This is a genomic window from Streptomyces cathayae, assembly GCF_029760955.1.
In the GTDB taxonomy this organism is placed as follows: domain Bacteria; phylum Actinomycetota; class Actinomycetes; order Streptomycetales; family Streptomycetaceae; genus Streptomyces; species Streptomyces cathayae.
On sequence record NZ_CP121682.1, the window covers coordinates 2679116 to 2700404 of the forward strand.

The 21289-nt window shown below is 70.8% G+C and carries 21 protein-coding genes and 2 tRNA genes; 10 read left to right on the forward strand and 13 right to left on the reverse strand.

From position 1 onward, the window contains the following. Positions 1-155: 155 nt before the first annotated feature. From rsrA to PYS65_RS11995, 4 genes are all read right to left on the reverse strand, one after another. Positions 156-518 (reverse strand): mycothiol system anti-sigma-R factor, encoded by a 363-nt coding sequence (gene rsrA / locus PYS65_RS11980; RefSeq protein ID WP_279333936.1) that lies wholly within the window; start codon positions 516-518, stop codon positions 156-158. After that, positions 515-1210: a sigma-70 family RNA polymerase sigma factor gene (locus PYS65_RS11985; protein ID WP_279337926.1), complete on the reverse strand. Its 696-nt coding sequence runs from the start codon at positions 1208-1210 to the stop codon at positions 515-517. Before PYS65_RS11985 ends, rsrA begins: the two co-directional genes overlap by 4 nt. Before the next feature lie 253 nt (positions 1211-1463). Continuing rightward, positions 1464-2243 carry an alpha/beta hydrolase family protein gene (locus PYS65_RS11990; protein ID WP_423836157.1) on the reverse strand — a complete coding sequence of 260 codons (780 nt, stop codon included), beginning with the start codon at positions 2241-2243 and terminating at the stop codon, positions 1464-1466. A gap of 10 nt (positions 2244-2253) precedes the next feature. After that, positions 2254-3069, reverse strand: coding sequence for an SOS response-associated peptidase (locus tag PYS65_RS11995; protein WP_279333938.1), 816 nt, complete (start codon positions 3067-3069; stop codon positions 2254-2256). Positions 3070-3173: 104 nt separating this feature from the next. Here PYS65_RS11995 and PYS65_RS12000 point away from each other — a divergent pair, with 104 nt between their 5' ends. From PYS65_RS12000 to PYS65_RS12015, 4 genes are all read left to right on the forward strand, one after another. Further along, complete coding sequence (locus tag PYS65_RS12000; RefSeq protein WP_279333939.1) at positions 3174-3896, forward strand: M50 family metallopeptidase; 723 nt, start codon at positions 3174-3176, stop codon at positions 3894-3896. A 77-nt stretch (positions 3897-3973) separates the two neighbouring features. Then, positions 3974-5290, forward strand: coding sequence for a 3-phosphoshikimate 1-carboxyvinyltransferase (gene aroA, locus PYS65_RS12005; protein ID WP_279333940.1), 1317 nt, complete (start codon positions 3974-3976; stop codon positions 5288-5290). 11 nt (positions 5291-5301) lie between these two features. Further along, positions 5302-6312 carry a ribosome small subunit-dependent GTPase A gene (rsgA, locus tag PYS65_RS12010; RefSeq protein WP_279333941.1) on the forward strand — a complete coding sequence of 337 codons (1011 nt, stop codon included), beginning with the start codon at positions 5302-5304 and terminating at the stop codon, positions 6310-6312. A 114-nt stretch (positions 6313-6426) separates the two neighbouring features. After that, positions 6427-6750: a DMT family transporter gene (locus tag PYS65_RS12015; protein ID WP_279333942.1), complete on the forward strand. Its 324-nt coding sequence runs from the start codon at positions 6427-6429 to the stop codon at positions 6748-6750. A gap of 60 nt (positions 6751-6810) precedes the next feature. On the opposite strand, the gene PYS65_RS12020 is transcribed toward PYS65_RS12015, so the two are convergent. Continuing rightward, complete coding sequence (locus PYS65_RS12020; RefSeq protein ID WP_279333943.1) at positions 6811-7434, reverse strand: TetR/AcrR family transcriptional regulator; 624 nt, start codon at positions 7432-7434, stop codon at positions 6811-6813. 259 nt (positions 7435-7693) lie between these two features. On the opposite strand from PYS65_RS12020, the gene hisN reads away from it, so the two are divergent. From hisN to PYS65_RS12035, 3 genes are all read left to right on the forward strand, one after another. Further along, positions 7694-8494: a histidinol-phosphatase gene (gene hisN / locus PYS65_RS12025; RefSeq protein WP_279333944.1), complete on the forward strand. Its 801-nt coding sequence runs from the start codon at positions 7694-7696 to the stop codon at positions 8492-8494. Between the two features lie 169 nt (positions 8495-8663). Continuing rightward, on the forward strand, positions 8664-9068 hold the full coding sequence (locus tag PYS65_RS12030) for a CBS domain-containing protein (RefSeq protein WP_279333945.1): 405 nt from the start codon (positions 8664-8666) through the stop codon (positions 9066-9068). Between the two features lie 228 nt (positions 9069-9296). Next, positions 9297-9713, forward strand: coding sequence for a Fur family transcriptional regulator (locus PYS65_RS12035; protein ID WP_279333946.1), 417 nt, complete (start codon positions 9297-9299; stop codon positions 9711-9713). Between the two features lie 163 nt (positions 9714-9876). Here PYS65_RS12035 and PYS65_RS12040 read toward each other — a convergent pair. The 4 genes from PYS65_RS12040 to PYS65_RS12055 all read right to left on the reverse strand — a co-directional run bounded on the left by PYS65_RS12040 (position 9877) and on the right by PYS65_RS12055 (position 15177). Further along, a tRNA-Met gene (locus PYS65_RS12040) sits at positions 9877-9950 on the reverse strand. Between the two features lie 115 nt (positions 9951-10065). Further along, positions 10066-11883, reverse strand: a complete 1818-nt coding sequence (locus PYS65_RS12045) for a tetratricopeptide repeat protein (RefSeq protein WP_279333947.1) — start codon at positions 11881-11883, stop codon at positions 10066-10068. A gap of 222 nt (positions 11884-12105) precedes the next feature. Beyond that, positions 12106-12179, reverse strand: a tRNA-Met gene (locus PYS65_RS12050). A gap of 55 nt (positions 12180-12234) precedes the next feature. Then, positions 12235-15177: a UPF0182 family membrane protein gene (locus tag PYS65_RS12055; protein WP_279337927.1), complete on the reverse strand. Its 2943-nt coding sequence runs from the start codon at positions 15175-15177 to the stop codon at positions 12235-12237. Between the two features lie 164 nt (positions 15178-15341). On the opposite strand from PYS65_RS12055, the gene PYS65_RS12060 reads away from it, so the two are divergent. Next, positions 15342-15884: a PPA1309 family protein gene (locus tag PYS65_RS12060; RefSeq protein ID WP_279333948.1), complete on the forward strand. Its 543-nt coding sequence runs from the start codon at positions 15342-15344 to the stop codon at positions 15882-15884. Between the two features lie 55 nt (positions 15885-15939). Here the strand turns inward: PYS65_RS12060 and PYS65_RS12065 are convergent, their stop codons facing one another. The 4 genes from PYS65_RS12065 to PYS65_RS12080 form a co-directional block, all read right to left on the reverse strand. Further along, positions 15940-17034 (reverse strand): YlbL family protein, encoded by a 1095-nt coding sequence (locus tag PYS65_RS12065; protein ID WP_279333949.1) that lies wholly within the window; start codon positions 17032-17034, stop codon positions 15940-15942. Between the two features lie 100 nt (positions 17035-17134). Continuing rightward, entirely contained in the window at positions 17135-17302 is a 168-nt protein-coding gene (locus tag PYS65_RS12070) for a hypothetical protein (protein WP_279333950.1), read from the reverse strand. A 145-nt stretch (positions 17303-17447) separates the two neighbouring features. After that, entirely contained in the window at positions 17448-17906 is a 459-nt protein-coding gene (locus tag PYS65_RS12075) for a molybdenum cofactor biosynthesis protein MoaE (protein ID WP_279333951.1), read from the reverse strand. Between the two features lie 64 nt (positions 17907-17970). Then, positions 17971-19086: an SDR family oxidoreductase gene (locus PYS65_RS12080; protein WP_279333952.1), complete on the reverse strand. Its 1116-nt coding sequence runs from the start codon at positions 19084-19086 to the stop codon at positions 17971-17973. 192 nt (positions 19087-19278) lie between these two features. Between PYS65_RS12080 and PYS65_RS12085 the strand changes: the two genes are divergently transcribed. Continuing rightward, positions 19279-20748: a zinc-dependent metalloprotease gene (locus PYS65_RS12085; protein WP_279333953.1), complete on the forward strand. Its 1470-nt coding sequence runs from the start codon at positions 19279-19281 to the stop codon at positions 20746-20748. Continuing rightward, positions 20745-21272: an NUDIX hydrolase gene (locus tag PYS65_RS12090; RefSeq protein WP_279333954.1), complete on the forward strand. Its 528-nt coding sequence runs from the start codon at positions 20745-20747 to the stop codon at positions 21270-21272. The genes PYS65_RS12085 and PYS65_RS12090 overlap by 4 nt, the downstream gene beginning before the upstream one ends. Positions 21273-21289 lie beyond the last annotated feature (17 nt).

Sequence of the window (21289 nt, forward strand, 5' to 3'; positions counted from 1 at the left end):
TTCCGGAGCCTAAGGGGGTGAACGACGCCTCCGCGGGTTCTGGGCCCGCGGATTAGCACGTACGGGTGACGCCGCTCCCCTTTCGGGGGACTTTTTCGGGGAACGGTTTCCAGGTCGGCACGAGCCGGACGGCCGTACGACCGATCGGCTCGGTCTCAGGACTCCTGCGGCGTGGCCTGCGGGGCCTGGGACGGCTCGGCCACCTGGGGGGCCTGGCCCGGTGAAGCCGGGGAAGCCGTGACGTCCTGATCGGGAACGGCCTGACCGGAGCGGATCAGGTCGAGCCGGCCCATGACCTTGGAGCGCAGGTCGCCCGGTACGTCGTCATGCCCGCAGCACCGCTTGACCAGCTTCTTCACCGCTTGCTCGAGCCCGTACTTCTCGAGGCACGGCGAGCATTCCTCGAAGTGGTGCTCGAACTTCACGCAGTCGGCGTCCGGCATCTCACGGTCGAGGAACTCATAGAGATGGTCGAGGATCTCGCTGCAATCCGTCTCATGCGGCTCTCCGCAGCTCATGACCCCGAGCCTTTCGCTTCGTTCGACTGTCCGGCGCCCGCCGGGACCAGTCCGCGCTCGCGCGCGTAGTCCTCGAGCATGCCGCGCAGTTGGCGGCGACCACGGTGCAGCCGGGACATCACGGTACCGATGGGTGTGCCCATGATGTCGGCGATCTCCTTGTAGGCAAAGCCCTCGACGTCCGCGAGATACACGGCGATGCGGAACTCCTCGGGAATCGCCTGGAGCGCTTCCTTGACGTCCGAGTCGGGCAGGTGGTCGAGCGCCTGCGACTCCGCCGAGCGCAGACCGGTCGACATGTGCGACGCGGCACGCGCGATCTGCCAGTCCTCGATCTCCTCGGCGCCGCTGCGCTGCGGTTCACGCTGCTTCTTGCGGTACGAGTTGATGAAGGTGTTGGTGAGGATCCGGTACAGCCACGCCTTGAGGTTCGTGCCTTCGCGGAACTGGTGGAAGGACGCGTACGCCTTGGCATACGTCTCCTGGACCAGGTCCTCGGCGTCCGCCGGGTTGCGCGTCATGCGCAGTGCGGCCGAGTACATCTGGTCGAGGAACTCGAGGGCGTCCCGCTCGAAGCGCGCGTTGCGCTCCGCGGGCGATTCCGTGCTCTTCTCGCCCCTGCCGCCCCGGCCCTCGGGCTGCTCCGCCTGGCCGTGTTCGGTCCCTGCGCCGGTACCGGGAACCGGACCCACCTCCTCCAGAGTCGTGCGACCCAAAACGGCCCCACTCGAATCGGAGGATAGACGACGATCCGGTCCGTCCGCCGCCCGAACAGGGGCGGTCCTGGCCGCGTGCAGCACCGTCCAGTCCAGGTCGGCACGGCTGCTGCGCCTCGGGCAATACGTCGACCCCATGCGGCGGACTCCCTCTCCTACGACGTCGGTGCCGGTGACCGGCGGATATGTCGGGGTCAACAGCGTGGAGGGCCGGGACATTCCCGAAGCTTTACCCGAGAGGGCCGGGCCGCCGCCGTCCGAGTTCGGCGACCCACCGCACGACCGCGTCGGTGACGACCGTCAGGGCCTCGTCCTGCGTGATGTCCGCCCGCTGGGGAACGGCGAGGCCGTGGTCACCGTGGGCCACCTCGACCAGTTCGTACGCCCACCCGTCTCCCACCACCGCCCTCGCACCGGCGCTCCCCCGGAGCTGAACGCCCGGGGGGACCCCCGACGCGCGGCCCCTCCCGTACTCGGGGAACTCCCCGGGCCTGCCGAACGGGTCGTTGCCACCCTGGACGACGAGGGTGGGGACCGCGGCGCCGAGCAGTTCCCCGGCGCGGGACTTCTCGGGCCTGCCCGGCGGGTGCAGGGGGAAGCTGAGGGCGAGTACGGCATGGGCGCCCAGTTCACCGGCCGTGCGGCAGGCGACGCGGGCCCCGGCGCTGCGCCCGCCCGAGATCACCGGCAGACCCGGCTTCGTCAGCGCGGGCCAGATGTCCCGCCAGGCGAGGTCCAGGGTCTTCGGTGCGGGCGCCACCTTCTTTCCGGCCACCCGCCAGGGCTGCTCCACCAGGGCCACGGTCACGCCGTGCGCGGGGAGCACTGCGGCCAGGGCCTTCAGGTCGCGCGCCTCGATGCCGCCGCCGGCACCGTGGCCCAGCGCGAGGACGAGGCGTGGGACGCGCCGGGCGGGGTGCCAGGTGATGCGGGCGGGACCAACCCCCGTCTCGACGGCCTCGGTGGCTTCGACCGCCTCGACGGCCTCGGCTGAAGGCTCCTCGTTCACGTTCGTCACATCAGAAGAGTGTGCCCTCTTCCGGTGCGGCCAGTTCGTTCAGCAGCTCCGGGCCGTTGTTGCGGACGCTGCTGACCGCCGTGGAGACCGGGAAGGCGCGCATCAGACCGGAGGGCGGCGGGGCAAGCAGCCCGCGCAGCTCCTCGGTGTCGGTCCGGGAGGGATCCAGCCAGGCGTCCCATCGGTCCGGCGTGAGCATCAGCGGCATCCGGGGGTGGATGTCGGCCAGGGCCTGCGGGCCTTCCGCCGGGGGCACCGCGAGCGGCGTGCTCTCCGCCTCGGTGGTGATGACGGAGCACGTCACCCACCAGGCCCGCGGGTGGTCGTCCGGCAGGGTCCGGTCCCGCCAGAACTCGTACAGTCCGGCCATCGCGAACACCGAGCCGTCGGCCGGCGTCACGAAGTACGGCTGCTTGCGGGGGCGCTTCTTCTTGCCCTCGACCTCCAGTTCCCGCTCCTGTGTGCCGGTGACCCACTCGTAGTAGCCGTCGGCGGGCAGGATGCAGCGACGGGTGGCGAAGGCGCGGCGGTAGGACGGCTTCTCGTGCACGGTCTCCGCGCGTGCGTTGATCATCCGGGCCCCGCCCTCGGGCGTCTTGGCCCAGGACGGCACGAGGCCCCATTTCAGCTTCCGCAGCTGCCGAACCGGCCGCGGGTCCTCCGCGTCCTTCACCACGCGGTCCAGGACGGCGAAGACCTCTTTGGTGGGGGCCACGTTGTAGTCGGGCTCCAGGGTCTCCTCCGGCTCCCACTTCTGGATCCCGAAGATCTCCACGAGCTCCTCGGGCCTGCGACTCGCTGCATACCGTCCGCACATACGTGCAACACTGCCAGGCCCGCCCGTCTCCCGGCCACCACCCCTCAACGAGGCGCTCCGCGCCGCCCCCTCCGGTCCGCGATCCCGAGGAGCCCCCACCGTCCATGGACAGCACCGCATCCGCCTCGTTCGCCTCGCTCTGGGACGAGGTGTCCGGCACCCAGCCCGACCCGGATCTGTGGGTGGTGATCGCCACACTGGCCGCCGCGCTCGTCGTCGTCACACCGCACGGGCTGTGGCGGCTCTCCCGCAACGCCATCACCATCGCCCACGAGGGCGGCCACGGCCTCGTGGCCCTGCTCACCGGCCGCACGCTCACGGGGATACGTCTCCACTCGGACACCAGCGGCCTGACCGTCAGCCGCGGCAAGCCGACCGGCATCGGCATGATCCTCACCGCCGTGGCCGGCTACACCGCTCCCCCGCTGCTGGGGCTCGGCGGCGCGGCGCTGCTGGGCACCGGTCGCATCACCCTGCTGCTGTGGCTGGCCACGCTGTTGCTGCTGGCGATGCTGGTGATGATCCGCAATGCGTACGGGGCGTTGACGGTACTGGTGACCGGCGGCACCTTCGTCCTGGTGTCCTGGGTGGCGGGCCCCCAGGTGCAGGCGGCGTTCGCGTACGCCGTGGTGTGGTTCCTGCTGCTCGGCGGGGTGCGTCCGGCCTTCGAACTCCAGGCGAAGCGGGCGCGCGGGGGTGCGGGGGACTCGGATGCGGACCAGTTGTCCCGGCTGACGCACGTACCGGCGGGGCTGTGGCTGTTCCTGTTCCACGCCGTGTCGCTGTCTGCGCTGCTCGGCGGGGGGCGGTGGCTGCTGGGGCTGTGACGCCGGCGGTGCCGGGGAACCCGACCCGCAGGTACCGGGCACGCCCGGCGGACAGGACCCCCACTAAAGTGGGGCGCATGACCGCTAACCCTGCGCACACCGCCCTTTGGCCCGCCCCGCACGCGAGCGGAGCCGTCGACGCGACGGTCCACGTGCCCGGGTCGAAGTCGGTCACCAACCGTGCCCTCGTGCTCGCCGCCCTCGCCTCCGAGCCCGGCTGGCTGCGCCGTCCGCTCCGCTCCCGCGACACGCTGCTGATGGCGGACGCGCTGCGGGCCATGGGCATCGAGATCGAGGAGGGGGTGGGCCCCGACGGCACCGGGGAGGCCTGGCGGGTGCTGCCCACGGGCCTGCGCGGCCCGGCCACCGTCGATGTCGGCAACGCCGGCACGGTGATGCGGTTCCTCCCTCCGGTCGCCGCCCTCGCCGACGGTCCCGTCCGTTTCGACGGCGACCCCCGTTCCTACGAGCGCCCGCTGAACGGCGTCATCGACGCGCTGCGTCACCTCGGGGCCCGGATCGACGACGACGGCCGCGGCACGCTGCCGCTGACCGTGCACGGCGGCGGTGCCCTGGACGGCGGCACCGTGTCGGTGGACGCGTCCTCGTCGTCGCAGTTCGTCAGTGCCCTGCTGCTGTCCGCGCCGCGCTTCAACCAGGGCGTCGAGGTCCGGCACACCGGTTCGACGCTCCCCTCCGTGCCGCACATCCGGATGACCGTCGACATGCTCCGCGCGGTGGGCGCCCAGGTGGACAGCCCCGAGTCGGGCGGTGAGCCCGACGTCTGGCGGGTCACCCCGGGGGCCCTGCTCGGCCGGGACCTGACGATCGAGCCGGACCTGTCCAACGCGCAGCCGTTCCTCGCGGCGGCCCTGGTGACCGGCGGCCGGGTCGTCGTCCCGGACTGGCCCGCCCGCACCACCCAGGGCGGTGACAGGCTGCGGGAGATCTTCACCGAGATGGGCGGTTCCTGCGAGCTGACCGAGTACGGGCTCGTGTTCACCGGTTCCGGATCGGTGCACGGCATCGACGTGGACCTCGGCGACGTCGGCGAGCTGGCGCCGGGTGTCGCCGCCGTCGCGGCGCTCGCGGACTCGCCGTCCACCCTGCGCGGTGTGGCCCACCTCCGGCTGCACGAGACGGACCGCCTGGCCGCGCTCACCAAGGAGATCAACGAGCTCGGCGGCGACGTCACCGAGACCGCCGACGGTCTGCACATCCGCCCCCGCCCGCTGCACGGCGGTGTCTTCCACACCTACGAGGACCACCGCATGGCGACCGCCGGCGCGGTCATCGGCCTCGCCGTGGAGGGCGTGCGGATCGAGAACGTGGCGACGACGGCGAAGACCATGCCGGACTTCCCCGACCTGTGGACCGGGATGCTCGGGGCATAGGAACGCAGACGATGCGCCGCTACGGCAAGCACACCGACGAGGACGACATCCGCTCCCGCCCGAACCGCAAGGGCAACCGGCCGCGCACCCACATCCGGCCCAAGCACGAGGACGCCGCGGAGGGCCTGGTCCTCACCGTCGACCGGGGCCGGCTGACCTGCCTCGTCGAGGACCGGATCGTGCTCGCCATGAAGGCCCGGGAGCTGGGCCGCAAGGCGGCGGTGGTCGGTGACCGGGTGGCGATCGTCGGCGACCTCTCGGGCAGGAAGGACACCCTCGCGCGGATCGTCCGCATCGCCGCGCGGACGTCGGTACTGCGCCGTACCGCGGACGACGACGACCCCTACGAGCGGGTCGTCGTCGCCAACGCCGACCAGCTGGCCGTCGTCACCGCCCTCGCCGACCCCGAGCCCCGCCCGCGCCTGATCGACCGCTGTCTGGTCGCGGCGTACGACGGCGGGCTGACCCCGCTGCTGGTGCTGACCAAGTCGGACCTCGCCCCGCCCGACAAGCTGCTGGAGCTGTACGGCGACCTCGACATCCCGTACGTCGTCACCAACCGGGCGGAACTGGAGAGCGGCGCGGCGGCCGACCGGGTGCGGGAGCAGTTGGAGGGCCGGATCACGGCGTTCGTGGGGCACTCCGGGGTCGGTAAGACGACGCTGGTGAACGCGCTGGTGCCGGAGGAACGGCGGCGTTCGACCGGGCACGTCAACGCGGTGACGGGGCGCGGGCGCCATACGACGACGTCCGCACTGGCACTGCCCCTGTCGGGTGCGGAGGGATGGGTGGTCGACACCCCCGGGGTGCGGTCGTTCGGCCTCGCCCATGTCGATCCGTCCCGGGTCATCCACGCCTTCCCCGATCTGGAGCCGGGTACGGAGGGCTGTCCTCGCGCGTGCAGTCACGACGAACCGGACTGCGCGCTGGACGCCTGGGTCGCCGAGGGGCACGCGGGCCCGGCGCGTCTGTACTCACTGCGGAGGCTGCTGGCGACGCGGGAGCGCACGGAAGGCGACTGACCCTCGCGTGTTTGTCATGGCCTGCGGACGGTAAGTGCATAATCGCACCGAGTCGGATCCGAAGCCGTCGAATCCGGCGAAACGGCCACTGACGGGACAACGGGAGGACGACACATGGCGTGGCTCATGGTCGTGGTGGCCGGGTTGCTGGAGACCGGGTTCGCCGTGTGCCTGAAGCTGTCCCACGGTTTCACCCGGCTGTGGCCGACGGTCGCCTTCTGCGCGTTCGCGCTGGGCAGCTTCGGCCTGCTGACCCTGGCCCTGAAGAAGCTCGACGTCGGGCCGGCGTACGCCGTGTGGACAGGGATCGGGGCGGCGGGGACGGCGATCTACGGGATGGTGTTCCTGGGGGACCTGGTGTCGACGCTGAAGATCGTGTCGATCTCCCTCGTGATCATCGGAGTGATCGGACTGCAGCTGTCGGGATCGGCGCGGTGAGCGCGGAACGCCGACTCTCATGAGCATGCGCCGCGTGTGCCGCACGCGGCGCACGCTTCGCTACGGCATCGGCTGACGGCTCAGGGCCCTGCGGACCAGGTCGGCGATGCCGCCCTCGGTCGGCGGCGGTGCGGCGACACAGGACAGAGCCAGGCGTACCACCAGCTCGCAGGAGCGGGCCAGTTCGGCGGTGTCGGTTCTGGGCACCCCGGGGCCGGCCAGGACGGCCACGGCTCGGTCGCGGACGAGGGCCACCAGGTCGGCGGGCGAGGGCAGCGGGCCGTCGGCGCGGCGCTGGGCGGGCACGGCGGAGCCGGACCGGATCCGCACCAGGGTCGGGGAGGGCAGTCGCTCGCTCCAGCAGCCGGTGAGCAGGGCGCGGACCAGGGCGTTCCCGGCGGCCGCGGCGACGGTCCACTCGGCAGCCGCGGTGAGCCGGTCGCGGGGGTCACGGGGGTCGTGGTGGACGGTGAGGGCACGGTCGAAGCCGGCGAGGTAGCCGTCGGCCTCCCGGCGGACCAGGGCCCTGGCGAGTCCGTCCTTGCTGCCGAACTCGTTGTAGAGGGTCTGCCGGGACACCCCGGCGGCCGCGGCCACGTCCACCATCCGCACCGCGGACCACGGGCGACGCGTGAGTGCCGCGTAAGCGGCGTCCAGCAGAGATTCCCGCGCTGCGGGCATCATCGCCTCCCTCGGGGCGGGCGAGCGGCTCTGCGCTTCAGATTTGACGCGCCGCCGGGCACTGTCAAGGGTTCGCGTGGGGTGTGGAGTTCGTGGTGCCGCGGGAGGTGTCCCGGCCGCCCGGCGCATACGTGGATCGCGCGCGGGGCGTAGGCGACCCGCGCACTCCCCGCGCGCGATCCGCACACGGCGGCGCACAGCGGGCGCACAGCCCGCGAACCCGAGGTAGCCCCGGCCCCACCTCGGCGGATACGGTTCTCGCATGCCCGACTACCTTGACGACCTGCGTCTCGCCCACGTCCTCGCGGACGCCGCCGACGCCGCGACGATGGACCGGTTCAAGGCCCTCGACCTCAAGGTGGAGACCAAACCGGACATGACGCCGGTGACCGAGGCGGACAAGGGCACGGAGGACATCATTCGCGGCCACCTGAAGCGTGCCCGTCCGAGGGACGCGGTCCTCGGCGAGGAGTACGGGGTGGAGGGCACGGGCCCGCGACGCTGGGTGATCGATCCGATCGACGGCACCAAGAACTACGTGCGCGGCGTCCCGGTCTGGGCCACGCTGATCGCCCTGATGGAGGCCGGAGAGGGGGGCTTCCAGCCCGTCGTCGGGCTGGTCTCGGCTCCCGCCCTGGGCCGCCGCTGGTGGGCCGCGCAGGGTCACGGCGCCTTCACCGGCCGCAGCCTGTCCCAGGCCTCCCGGCTCCAGGTGTCCGGGGTCTCCAAGCTCTCCGACGCCTCCTTCGCGTACTCCTCGCTCAGCGGCTGGGAGGAGCAGGGGCGCCTGGACGGCTTCCTCGACCTCACCCGCGAGGTGTGGCGCACGCGCGCGTACGGCGACTTCTGGCCGTACATGATGGTCGCCGAGGGGTCGGTGGACATGTGCGCGGAACCGGAGCTGTCCCTCTGGGACATGGCGGCCACCGCGATCGTGGTCACCGAGGCCGGCGGCAGCTTCACCGGACTCGACGGTCGCCCCGGACCGCACAGCGGCAACGCCGCCGCCTCGAACGGGTTGCTGCACGACGAACTGCTGGGCTATCTCAACCAGCGCTACTGACGTCCGGTCCGAGGGCACGCCCCCCGTTGCGCCGCACACGCCCTCTTGTTGGCTCCCGCTTTGCCTGCGACTGTGAGGGTCCCCCCACTTGTGAACTTGTGAAACCGTGAACTAGCGGATCGACCCAAGGTCCGCCGGCACGGTTTCCGGTAGGAGGTGGCTCCATCCCATGCTCGTCCGCGACGCCATGAGCACGGTGGTCCTCACCATCGGCCCCGCTCACACACTCCGCCAGGCCGCCACCCTGATGTCCACCCGCCGCGTCGGCGCGGCCGTGGTCCTCGACCCCGACGGCACCGGCATCGGCATTCTCACCGAACGCGACATCCTCGACTCCCTGGGGCTGGGTCAGGACCCGGACTCCGAGCACGCCCACTCCCACACCACGACCGACGTCGTCTTCGCCGCCCCGTCCTGGACGCTCGAGGACGCCGCGCACGCCATGACACGGGGCGGCTTCCGCCATCTGATCGTCCTGGAGCGGGACGAGCCCATCGGCATCGTCTCGGTCCGCGACATCATCCGCTGCTGGGCTCCCGTACGACGACAGGCCGCCCGGCACACACCGGCATAACCGACGGGCCGGGCCCCCTGAAGGGGGCCCGGCCCGTCGCAACGGCAAGCGGTCCAGCGCTGGAATCAGCCGCGCAGGGCCTGGACCGCGGCTTCCAGCCGCTTGCCGAAGTATTCACCCTTGGCTAAAGCCAGCACTGATCCTACAATGGACAATGTCTAAGTCAAGCAATGCTCCAAAGTCACACCTGTTCGGGACCTGGTCCCTCCGACTGTTAGGCTGGTGTCCATGAGCGACCTTCTGGAACGACTGCGCGGACGTGGATGGCGGATGACCGCACAGCGTCGTGTGGTGGCCGAGGTCCTCGACGGCGATCATGTCCATCTGACAGCCGACGAGGTGCACGCCAGAGCTGTCACCAGGTTGCCGGAGATCTCCCGGGCGACCGTCTACAACACCTTGGGCGAACTGGTCACCCTCGGTGAGGTGGTGGAAGTCGCCACGGACAAACGAGCCAAGCGTTACGACCCGAACGCCCACCAGCCGCACCACCACCTGGTGTGCGCGCAGTGCGGCGCGATCCGGGACGTGCACCCGACGGGCAACCCGCTGGCCGACCTCCCCGACACCGAGCGCTTCGGCTTCACGGTCTCGAGCGTCGAGATGACGTATCGGGGCGTCTGCCCGAACTGCGCCGCGGCGTAGGCACCCGGCCCGCGCCGCCCTTCTCCCAGCCGCGCACGAAAGCCCCCGGCAGCACGCCGGGGGCTTTCGTGCGCTTGAGGGACTTTCGGGTGCGTCCAGGAGCCCGACCGAGGACATACGCCGAGGGCCGGAACCCTTTCGGATTCCGGCCCTCGGCCTTCAGTAGCGGGGACAGGATTTGAACCTGCGACCTCTGGGTTATGAGCCCAGCGAGCTACCGAGCTGCTCCACCCCGCGGCGATGAATGCAACGTTACGTCAAGGATGCGGACAGAAGCAAATCCCTTTCGGTGGGGGCCGTGAGCCCTTGAGGTGCGCGGTCTCCGAGGGCTGCGATCTCTTGAGGTGCGCGGTCACGCGGACAGTTCCTCGCGGAGCGCGTCGCGCAGGCGGATCGCTCGTTCCGTGACCGCCGTCGGGCCCAGCGCCGCCGCACGGTCGGCCCAGCGCTGGCCCTCGACGAGCTCGCCCCGGCGCGCGTAGACCAGGGCGAGCCGCAGAGCCGCGCGGCCGTGTCCGGCGTCGGCCGCGCGGGCCCACCACACGGCCGCCTCGGGCTCGCTGCCCTCCCGGGCCAGCAGCAGGCCCAGGTTGAAGGCGCCGTTGCGGGAACCGGCCTCGGCCGCCTCCCGGTACCAGCGGGCCGCCTCGACCACGTCACCGCGGGCCGCGGCGAGCATGCCGACGCGCACCTGCGCGCGCCGGTGGCCCTGGGAGGCGGCACGTTCGTACCACTCCTCGCACTCGCTGCGCCGGCTCACCGGTTCGCCCAGTTCGTGCGCGGGCTCCGGCGGGCGACGGGCGTCCAGGACGGTGGCCAGGCGGTAGGCGGCCTCGGCGCTGCCGCCGCCCGCCGCGCACCGCAGGAACCGCTCCGCCTCACCCTCGTCGCCGCCACGCAACCGGGCCATGCCGACCTGGAGTGCGGCTTCCGTGTGCCCGGCGGCCGCCGCCCGCTCGTACCAGCGCAGCGCGGCCGCGTTCTCCTCCCGGCCCGCGTGCAGAATGCCGAGGTTGAAGGCGGCGTCCACGCTCCCCGCCTCCGCGGCCTTGGAGAACCAGGGCTCCGCACCCGTCTCGTCCCCGGCCGTCAGCAGCAGGATCGCCAGTGCGTTGGCCGCCTCGCGGTGACCCGCGTAGGCGGCCCGGCGGTACCACTGCTCGGCCTGTCCGGTCCGGCCCTGCTCGGCGCAGAGCAGGGCGAGGTTGTACGCGCCGTTGACGTCGCCCGCGTCCATCGCGGCCCGGTACCAGCGTTCGGCGGTCTGGGTCTCGCCGCGCTCGGCGTGCAGGGCGCCCAGCGCGTTGGCGGCGTTGCCGTCGCCGTTCTGGGCCGCGCGCAGCCACCAGACGGCGGCGTTGTCGGTGTCTCCGGCGTCGCGCAGCAGGAAGCCGAGCGCACAGGCGGCCCGCGCTTCCCCGTCCTTGGCGGACGTCAGATACCAGCGGCCGGCCTCCTTGAGCTCGCCGCGCCTCTCCAGGATCACGCCGAGGTGCAGTGCGGCCCGGCGGTGCCCCCGCGCGGCGGCCTGCCGGTACCACTGCTCGGCCTCCTCCACTAACGGGTGGCCTCTGTCGTCGGTCTCCTCCGCGGCCTTCCGGTCCAGCGCCCTGGCCAGCCGGTAGGCGGCCTCCCGGTGCCCCCGCTCGGCGGCGGCCCGCATCCAGCGCTCGGTCCCGGCCGTGTCCCCGCGGTGTTCCAGCAGGTCGGCGAGTGCGTAGGCGCCCAGTACATGGTCCTGCTCGGCGGCCTGGCGCAGCCAGTACTCGGCGGCGGGCTCGTCACCGCGCTCGCGGTGGTGCCGGCCGAGTGCGTGGGCCGCCGGGGCGGAACCGGCGACGGCGGCGATCCGCCACCATCCAGCGGCCTCCTCCGCGTATCCCCGCTGGAACAGGAGGACGCCCAGGTTGTTGGCGGCGGCGCGGTCGCCCGCGGCGGTGGCGGCACGCAGCTGGGGCTCGGCTCCGGCGAGGTCGCCGCGGCGCAGCAGCATGGCGCCGAGGACGCTCATCGCCTCCACGTCGCCGGCTTCGGCAGCGAGCCGCCGGCGCAGCTCCTCGGCTGCCTCGTCGGCGGCTTCCCCCGTCTCGTCGCGGGGCTCCTCCCGCAGAGAGGACTGCTCAAAACGCCCTGTCTCGTACAGAGTTGCCCTATCCCCCATAACGTCCATCGTCGCACCACCCGCAACCTGGGTACACCTGACATGCCGCAGTCAGTGAGGTCACTTCAGCGTTTTGTCGACATGCCCACAGAGAGACAAGTCAAACACAGATCGGCCAACTCCCGCCGCCGGCGCGGCCGTCGCCGGGCTCGGCACATGCGTTCGCACACCACAAAGGCCCGGATTCCTCAAGGAATCCGGGCCTTTGATGTCGCCTCATCGCGACTTCAGTAGCGGGGACAGGATTTGAACCTGCGACCTCTGGGTTATGAGCCCAGCGAGCTACCGAGCTGCTCCACCCCGCGCCGTTGTGTTGCAACCGTACCACGGCGCGGGGTGGGCCTTTGACCAGGCCGCTTGCTAACTGCTCGGGCTCGGGTCGGGGCTGGGACTGCTCTCCGAGGCGTCCGAACCGCCTCCGCCGGAGCCGCCGCCCCCGCCCTCCGCGGACTGGGCCTTCTCAGCCCGGCGCAGGGCCTCCTCGAGATCCTTCTGCGCCTTGCCGTAGGCCTCCCAGTCGTTCTTCTTCAGGGCTTCCTGACCGGCCTCGAAGGCATCCTGGGCATCGTTCAGGGCCGCTTGGACCGACGGGACCTCGGACGTCGGCGGCTGCTGCGTGCCTTCGTTCCGGCCCGGCGGCTGCTCGTTGGCCGACCCCTCGGTCCCGAAGACCTTGTCGAGAGCCTGCTCCAGCGTGTCCTCGAAGGCCGTCTGGCCTCCGTAGGTCACCAGCACCTTCCGCAGCAGCGGGTACTTGAGTCCACCACCGCGTACGTAGACCGGCTCCACGTACAGCAGTCCGCCGTCGAGCGGGACGGCCAGCAGGTTGCCGTACTCGACCTCGGAGTCGCCGCCTCTCAGCAGCCTGATCGACTCGGCGATGTCCTGTTCGGAGTTGAACTGGCTCTGGACCTGCTTGGGTCCGGCGGCCGTGGTGCTCGTCGGCAGCTTCAGGACTCTGATCTTGCCGTACCCCTCGCTGCCCGCCTCGGCGTCGACCGCCATGAAGGCACTGAGGTTGTCACGGCCGTTCGGAGTGAACGTCGTGGTGAGCGAGAAGGCCTGTTCCTTCTGGTCGGGCATCTTCATGCTCTGGTAGTACGGCGGTACCGCGTCGCCCGTCTTGTTCGTCGGGTCGGCCGGCACCTGCCACACCTCGCTGCCACTGAGGAACGTGGTGGCGTCCTTCACGTGGTAGCGGGTCAGCAGTTCGCGCTGCACCTTGAACAGGTCCTGCGGATACCGCAGGTGGTCCATCAGGCCCTGGGAGATCTCGCTTTTCGGCTCCACCGTGCCCGGGAACGCCTTCATCCACGTCTTCAGGACGGGATCCTTGGTGTCCCACTGGAAGAGCTTGACCTCGCCGCTGTACGCGTCGACGGTCGCCTTCACCGAGTTGCGGATGTAGTTGACCCGGTTCTCCTGGGCCACCACCGCGCGGTTGTCGTTGGTGGCGGTCAGCGAGTCGGCCGTGGTGTCACCGAGCGTCGTGCGCGACGCGTACGGATAGCCGTTGGTGGTCGTGTAGGCGTCGACGATCCACTGGATCCGGCCGTCCACCACCGCGGGGTAGGCGTCGCCGTCGATGGTCAGCCACGGGGCGACCGCCTCGACGCGCTCCTTGGGCGTGCGGTTGTACAGGATCCGCGAGCCCTCACCGATGGCACCGGAGTACAGGATCTGCGGCTCGCTGAACGCCGCGGCGTAGGCCGCCCGGTTGACCGGGTTGGCCAGGTTGACGCCGCTGTCGCCCTCGTAGCTGGTCGTCTTCTCGCCGCTGTCGTCGGAGTAGTCGATCTCCTTCTGGGGACCGCCGACGATCGAGTACGTCGTCGTCCGCTCGCCGTAGTAGATGCGCTGCTCGTACGTGCCGAGGTCACCCTTGGAGGGCAGGTCGGACTCGGTGAACACCGGACGGCCGTCGTCGGCGCTGGTGCCCTTGGCTGCGACGGCACCGTATCCGTGGGTGTACCGGAAGTGGTCGTTGATCCAGTTCCGCTTGGGGATGCCGCTGAGGTTGATCTCGCGCAGACCGATGACGGTGTCCTGCTCGGCGCCGGTCTCGGGATCGGGGTAGCGGTCCACGTCCAGGTTGGTCGGGAACGCGTAGTAGTTCCTGATCTGCTGGAGCTGCTGGAACGTCGGCGAGACGATGTTCGGGTCCATGATCCGGATGCTCGCCGTCTCGGAGACCTGGTCCCGGAGCTTGGTCTTGTCCTCGGTCTGGCTGGTCCCCGGGTACTCGTCGACCTGGGCGTCGGCGATGCCGTAGGCCTCACGCGTCGCCTTGAGGTTCTTCTCGACGTACGGCGCTTCCTTGGCCTGCTCGTTCGGCTGGACCTGGAACTTCTGCACGATCGCCGGGTACAGGCCGCCGATGAGGATCGCCGACAGCACCATCAGGCCGAAGCCGATCACGGGCAGCTGCCACGTGCGCCGCCACAGGGTGGCGAAGAACAGCAGCGCGCAGATCACGGCGATGCAGAACAGGATCGTCTTGGCCGGCAGGTAGGCGTTGGCGTCGACGTACCGCAGACCGGTCCAGTTGTCGGTCGCCTTGAAGTCGCTGGACTTGACCGCCAGGCCGTACCGGTCGAGCCAGTACGCGACCGCCTTCAGGGTGACGAAGATGCCCAGGAGCACCGACAGGTGCCCGGTGGCGGCCGCCGTGGCCCGCGCGCCGGGGCTGGTGACCCGCAGCCCGCCGTACAGGTAGTGCGTCAGCCCGGCGGCGATCAGCGACAGGATCGCGGCGGCGAAGCCGAACCCGAGCATGAACCGGTACCAGGGCAGGTCGAAGGCGTAGAACGCGACGTCCAGCTTGAACTGCGGGTCCTTCTGGCCGAACGGCACACCGTTGACCCACATCAGCCAGGTCCGCCACTGGCTCGACGCCGAGGCGCCGGCGATCAGCCCCACCAGTGCGGTGACGCCGAGCAGCAGCCACTTCTTGTACGGCGCGATCCCCATCCGGTACCGGTCGAGGTTCTGCTGCTCCAACGACATGGCACTCAGCGGCGGCCGCATCCGGTGCGCCAGCCAGACGTTGAAGCCGACCGCGAAGGCCATCAGCAGGCCGAAGACGAAGAAGAGTCCGATCTTGGTCCACAGGGTCGTCGTGAACACCGACGAGTAATCGACCGAGCGGTACCACAACCAGTCAGTCCAGAACCCCGCGAACATGGTGAACACCATGAGAAGGACGGCCAGGACGCCCAGGGTCATGAGCAGGGTCCGGACCCGCCGGGACGGGCGGCCCACTCTCATCCGTGGCCCTGTCGGGCCTCCGCCACGGTCCGGCATCTGGAAAGCCAAGGTAGGCACCTCGAAGTTCGCTGTTGATTCGTCAGGTCCGCGAGTTCGTGGACCGTGTGCGGACCCGCGCATTCGCGGGCCCACACCTATGCAACTTACTCACCCTTTACTCAGTTCCCGATTCCGGTCCTGAACGAGAGAGGATTGTGACCATGTCCAACACACCCATGGCGGCGAACCCGCTCACCCGGGCCGTACTCGAGATCGACGAGTACGTCTCCGGCCTCGGCTGGGACCAGCCTGCCCGTCTCTTCGCCCTCGTAGACACCGCACGGCTCCGTGCCGAACAGCCCTCGCTGGCGGACCGGCTCGGTCTGGGCGACGAGCAGGAGAACACCGCCCTCACCCCGATCGAACAGGACGAGATTCCGACGGGCAAACCGCTCGACGAGTTCCTGGGCACCATCGCCTGGCCCGGCTCGGTGGCCGGCTGCGCCCTGACCGTGGAACGTCTGATGCTGCCGCCGTCCGCGGAGGCCCAGGTCCCGCAGGATCTGGACGAGGCCGCGCTGGCGGCGTGGGTGGCGAAGCACCCGGAGCGCCAGGAGGTCCGTATGACGGTCGCGGTCCTGCGCGACGGTACCCGTGATTCCGCACTGCGGCTGCGGGAGAAGGACTCGCCCACGGAGGTCCTCACCGGGTCCGCCCTGGTGCCGGGCCTGGCGGAGGCGCTGTCGGCGACGTTCGCGGAGTAGCCCGTACGGGACGGCGAGAAGCATGACCGCGCGGGCAGCAGGCGTGCTCGCGCGGTCAGGAAGCCGTGCACGTCGGCAGGTCCGCGGTGTCGCCGGAGCCGAGGTCCTGCATCGCTTCGAGGGCGTCGTCGATGGTGTCCACCTTGATGAGGGTGAGACCTTCGGGGGTGTCCTCGGCGGCCGCCGCACAGTTGTCCGCGGGCGTGAGGAAGTACCGGGCGCCCTTGGCGCGCGCGCCGACCGTCTTCATCTGGATCCCGCCGATCGGCCCCACCTTGCCAGCGTCGTCGATCGTGCCGGTGCCGGCGACGAACGCGCCGCCGGTCAGGCTGCCCGGGGTGAGCTTGTCGTAGATGCCGAGTGCGAACATCAGACCGGCACTCGGCCCACCGACGTCAGCGAGCTTGATGTCGATGCTGAACGGGAAGGTGTGGTCGGTCCCGGCGGCGATTCCGACTATGGCGCGTTTGCCTCCCGCGTCGTCGGAGGCCGCAGTGGTGATCGTGACCTTCTCGGTCCGCGTCGGCGTCCGGTTCTCCTTCTCGGCGGCGGCCTGCTCCTTGGCGGGCACGATCGTGAATTCGACGTCGTCGCCGGGCTTGTGCTCGGTCACGAGTTCGGCGACGTCGGCCGGCTTGCGCACCGCGCTGCCGTCGACGCTCTTGATCACGTCGCCGGCGTGCAGCTTGCCCTCGGCGGGGGATCCCTTGACGACACTGGCGACGATCACCCAGGACTTCACCGGGACGTCGAGCGCCTTCAGCGCCGCGACCTTGGCGCTCTCCTGGGACTGGCTGAACTCCTCGGCGTTCTCCTGGGTGGACTGCTCCTCCGTCTTGCCGTCGGGGTAGAGCGTGTCGTGCGGCACGACCTTGTTGTCGTGCGCGAGCCATCCGTAGACGGCCTCGACCAGGTTCATCCGGTAGTCGGCACTCGTGACCCGCACCGTGGTCATGTTGAGGTGGCCGTCGGTCGGATAGGTCTTGCGCCCTTCGATGTGCAGCACCGGCTCGCCGTCGTGATCGCCCAGAGTGTTCACCGTCGGCCCCGGGGACATCTCCGAGTACGGCACGGGAAGGAACACACCCGCGCACAGGAGTGCGATCAGCATCAGGGTGGAGGCGAGCATCGTCGCGGTGCGGCGTGGCATGCACCGACAGTACGGGACGGGGCTGTCAGCGCACCGTCAGGGCCGCCCGACCGGGCGTCCCTGACCTCGTCGCACGTCGGTGACCTGCGGTTCCCGGTCCTCAGTCACCCGAGGACCGGGGCTTCTCCATGGCTTCGCGAAAGCGGGCGTACCCGACGAGCTCGGGGCCGTCGCTCCGCGCTCTGCGCGTGCGGTTGGCCCAGCTCCCCCACACTCCCGCGCCGACCGCGGTCAGCAACGGAATCAGCAACCAGGCAAGAGCGGCCATGCCGACCTCCCAACCCCATGAGCGTCCGCGACTGAATGATCAGCAGATTAACCATCCGCAGTGATAACGCTCATACCCGGGGGGTGGTTACGCAACCGGAGTGACGACGCCACGCGCCGACCCGCCCACCACCCCGACGACGGCGCTACACGCCGACCCATTCCTCTGTTCCGTCCGAGAACTTCTGGTGCTTCCAGATGGGCACCTCGTGCTTGAGGTCGTCGATCAGCTTCCGGCAGGCCTCGAAGGCCTCGCCCCGGTGCGGGCACGACACGCCGACGACGACGGCCAGATCCCCGACCCGGAGGTCCCCCACCCGATGCACGGCGGCCAGCGCCCGCACGGGATACTCCGCGGCGACCTTCTCGGCGATCCGCCGCATCTCGTCCTCGGCGCTCGGATGGCACGCATATCCCAGCGCGTCGACGTCGGTCCCGCCGTCGTGATTGCGCACGGTCCCCACGAACAGCGCCGTCCCGCCGGCCGCGTCATCGCCGACGGCCCGGAAGATCTCGTCCACGGACAGTGGTGCGTCCCGGATCGCGATCAGCTTGATCGGATCCTGTGCCGCCTGCTCACCGGGGTGATCATTCGTGGATGCCATGCCCCCATCGTGCCGCACGCCCACGCCGGTACGGAACAGCCCCACCGCCCCGTTCCCGGATCCGTCAGATCCGCCGGCGGGTCTTCCGCGCCCGCCGCACCACCGCGGCCGCGCCCAGCAGAGCCACCGTCGCTCCCGCGGCGCCCGCCGCCGTCGCGTCCTTGCGGCCGAGCCGCCGCCCGGCGACCGTGTGCCGGCCGGAGACCTCCTCGAGCAGTTCGGCCAGCACCTCCTCGTTGGTGTGGGCGGGCCGCCACCCCGCGTCGTGCAGCCTGCTCCCGCTGACCACCCAGGGGTGCATCGTGTACGCCAGGTCCCCGGCCGGGGACGGGGTCAGCCCGATCCGGTGCAGCCGTGCCGCCGCGCCCAGCGCGACCGCCGACGGCAGCTCCATCCGCCGGATGCCGCTGAGCTCCTCGACCTCCTCCTGCTCCAGCCATCCGTCGCACCCGACGGCCAGCTCGCCCTCGACCTCCTCCCGGACCGCGTACTCCAGGGCGCTGCACAGATCATCGACGTGGCAGAACTGCCACGCGGGCCGCGAGCCGGCCACCACGAGCAGTCGCGGTGACTCGAAGTACCTGGTCAGCGCGGTGTCGGTGCCTCCCACCAGCACAGCGGGCCGGACCACCGTGACATTGAGCCCGGGGTGCGCGCGGGGCGCCCGGCGCGCGAGCCGCTCGATCTCCAGGAGATCGCCCACGCCGGTGGCCTCGGCCGTGGCCCGCAGTTCCGCGTCCTCGGACAGCGGCAGCTCGTTGTCCGGGAGCGCCCCGTAGACCATCGTCGAGGTGCACAGCACCACCCGGCGCACCCCGGCCGCCGCGGCGGCCGTCAGCACGGTCTGCGTCCCCCGGACGTTGTAGGCCGTTCGGGCGGCGGCGTCGGTCTCCAGGTCGAGGTCGAGTGCCAGATGGACCACGACATCGGCCCCGCGCAGCTTGTCCGCGATGGCCGGATCCCGTACGTCCAGGATGTGCCAGTGCGCCTCGGCGCACTCGCCGCGGCGCTCGTCGATGGCGATGACCTGCTTGATCTCCTCCGAGGCGGCGAGCCGCTCGGTGAGCAGAGCGCCGACACCGGTCGCGGCGCCGGTGACCGCGACGACGGGCCCGCGCGGGGACGGCGGGTGGGCCGACTGGTTTCGCGCTGCGCGAACCTGCGGATCTGGGGAACTCACCGGGCGTCTCCAGCGGTTGTCTTCAGTACGAGCGCATGCGAAGCATGTGTACCAGGTGGCATCCATCCTGCCGCAGGCTTTCTGTCGGCGAAGCATCGAGGCCCGAACCGCTTCAGGTGTCTACGCTGGGTGGTGTTGTCGGGCAACCGTGCCGCCGGAAAGAACCGGTGGCCCTACCAGCCGAGGAATCCCGTGAGTGACACCCCATTCGGATTCGGCCTTCCGCCGGAGGAGCCGGACGACGGCGACGAGGGCAAGAAGAAGGACCCGCAGAGCGGTGGCGGTCAGGACCCGGCCAACCCGTTCGGTTTCGGCATGCCCGGGGCCGGCGGCTTCGGCGGCCCAGGCGGTCCCGGCGCCGATAATCCGTTCGCCGCGATGTTCGGTTCCCTGAACCCCAACGACCTGGGCGCCGCGTTCCAGCAGCTCGGACAGATGCTCTCCTACGAGGGCGGTCCGGTGAACTGGGACATGGCCAAGCAGATCGCCCGCCAGACGGTCTCCCAGGGCACTTCGGACGGCACGAAGGACGCCAGCGTCGGCCCCGCCGAGCGCAGGGCCGTCGACGACGCCGTCCGGCTGGCCGACCTGTGGCTGGACGACGCCACCTCGCTGCCGTCCGGTGCGGCCTCCTCGGTGGCGTGGAGCCGTGCGGAGTGGGTCGAGGCGACCCTGCCGGCGTGGCGGGAGCTCGTCGACCCGGTCGCCGAGCGCGTCGGGGTCGCCATGGGCGACGTGCTGCCGGAGGAGATGCAGGCCATGGCGGGCCCGCTGATCGGCATGATGCGCTCGATGGGCGGCGCCATGTTCGGCACGCAGATCGGCCAGGCCGTCGGCGTGCTGGCCGGTGAGGTCGTCGGCTCCTCCGACATCGGCCTGCCGCTCGGCCCGGCCGGCAAGGCCGCGCTGCTGCCGGTGAACATCGCGGCGTTCGGCAAGGACCTGGGCGTCCCGCAGGAGGAGGTGCGGCTGTATCTCGCCCTGCGCGAGGCCGCCCACCAGCGCCTGTTCACTCACGTGCCGTGGCTGCGCTCGCACCTGTTCGGCGCGGTCGACGGCTACGCGCGCGGCATCAAGGTCGACACCGCCAAGCTGGAGGACGTCGTCGGCCAGTTCGACCCGCAGAACCCGGAGCAGCTGCAGGAGGCTCTCCAGCAGGGCATGTTCCAGCCGGAGGACACCCCTCAGCAGAAGGCCGCCCTGGCCCGTCTCGAGACGGCGCTGGCCCTCGTCGAGGGCTGGGTGGACGCCGTGGTGCACGCGGCGGCGAAGCCCCGGCTGTCGTCCGCGGACGCGCTGCGCGAGACGCTGCGCCGCCGGCGCGCCTCGGGCGGCCCCGCGGAGCAGACGTTCGCCACGCTGATCGGTCTGGAGCTGCGCCCGCGCCGGCTGCGCGACGCCTCGCGCCTGTGGGCCTCGCTCACCGACGCGCGCGGGGTCGACGGCCGGGACGCCCTGTGGGCCCACCCGGACATGCTGCCGACGGCCACCGACCTGGACGATCCGGACGGTTTCGTGCACCGCGAGCAGATCGATTTCTCCGAGCTGGACAAGATGCTCGGCGAGGCGGCCGGCAAGTCCGACCTGAGGAAGAAGGACGAGGACAGGAGCGGTGGCCCGGACGAGGGCACCGGCAAGGACAAGGGTGACGGCACCGAGTGAGCCTGTACGACGACACGGTTCTCGTACTCAAGGGGTACGAGAACCAGCCGGAACTCCGCCGGACCTACCTCGACCACCTCACCGCGCACCAGGACGGCATGTGGAAGGCCTGCGACGCCGGCCACATCACCGCGAGCGCCCTGGTCGTCGATCCGGAGCGCGGCCGGGTGCTGCTGACCCTGCACCGGAAGCTGCGGATGTGGCTGCAGATGGGCGGTCACTGTGAGCCGGGTGACACTTCGCTCGCGGCTGCGGCCCTGCGGGAGGCCACCGAGGAGTCGGGCATCACGGGGCTGACCCTCCTGAGGGGCGGACCGGTGCGTCTGGACCGGCATGCGATCCCGCCGCCCTGCCACTGGCACTTCGACGTCCAGTACGCGGCCGTGGCCTCCCCTCACGCCGCACACGCCATCAGCGACGAGTCGCTCGACCTGCGCTGGTTCCCGTACGACGAGGTGGCGGGTGTGGCCGACGCGTCGGTCGTCCGTCTGCTGGAAGCGACCCGGACGAGACTGGGCGTCTGACGCACGCGTGAGGGGCG

Excerpts from the sequence above, each read along its gene's own strand:
- rsrA (WP_279333936.1), bottom strand. The coding sequence starts at position 518 with ATGAGCTGCGGAGAGCCGCATGAGACGGATTGCAGCGAGATCCTCGAC.
- PYS65_RS11995 (WP_279333938.1), bottom strand. The coding sequence starts at position 3,069 with ATGTGCGGACGGTATGCAGCGAGTCGCAGGCCCGAGGAGCTCGTGGAG.
- PYS65_RS12000 (WP_279333939.1), top strand. The coding sequence starts at position 3,174 with ATGGACAGCACCGCATCCGCCTCGTTCGCCTCGCTCTGGGACGAGGTG.
- aroA (WP_279333940.1), top strand. The coding sequence starts at position 3,974 with ATGACCGCTAACCCTGCGCACACCGCCCTTTGGCCCGCCCCGCACGCG.
- rsgA (WP_279333941.1), top strand. The coding sequence starts at position 5,302 with ATGCGCCGCTACGGCAAGCACACCGACGAGGACGACATCCGCTCCCGC.
- PYS65_RS12015 (WP_279333942.1), top strand. The coding sequence starts at position 6,427 with ATGGCGTGGCTCATGGTCGTGGTGGCCGGGTTGCTGGAGACCGGGTTC.
- PYS65_RS12020 (WP_279333943.1), bottom strand. The coding sequence starts at position 7,434 with ATGATGCCCGCAGCGCGGGAATCTCTGCTGGACGCCGCTTACGCGGCA.
- hisN (WP_279333944.1), top strand. The coding sequence starts at position 7,694 with ATGCCCGACTACCTTGACGACCTGCGTCTCGCCCACGTCCTCGCGGAC.
- PYS65_RS12030 (WP_279333945.1), top strand. The coding sequence starts at position 8,664 with ATGCTCGTCCGCGACGCCATGAGCACGGTGGTCCTCACCATCGGCCCC.
- PYS65_RS12035 (WP_279333946.1), top strand. The coding sequence starts at position 9,297 with ATGAGCGACCTTCTGGAACGACTGCGCGGACGTGGATGGCGGATGACC.
- PYS65_RS12045 (WP_279333947.1), bottom strand. The coding sequence starts at position 11,883 with ATGGACGTTATGGGGGATAGGGCAACTCTGTACGAGACAGGGCGTTTT.
- PYS65_RS12055 (WP_279337927.1), bottom strand. The coding sequence starts at position 15,177 with ATGCCGGACCGTGGCGGAGGCCCGACAGGGCCACGGATGAGAGTGGGC.
- PYS65_RS12060 (WP_279333948.1), top strand. The coding sequence starts at position 15,342 with ATGTCCAACACACCCATGGCGGCGAACCCGCTCACCCGGGCCGTACTC.
- PYS65_RS12065 (WP_279333949.1), bottom strand. The coding sequence starts at position 17,034 with ATGCCACGCCGCACCGCGACGATGCTCGCCTCCACCCTGATGCTGATC.
- PYS65_RS12070 (WP_279333950.1), bottom strand. The coding sequence starts at position 17,302 with ATGGCCGCTCTTGCCTGGTTGCTGATTCCGTTGCTGACCGCGGTCGGC.
- PYS65_RS12075 (WP_279333951.1), bottom strand. The coding sequence starts at position 17,906 with ATGGCATCCACGAATGATCACCCCGGTGAGCAGGCGGCACAGGATCCG.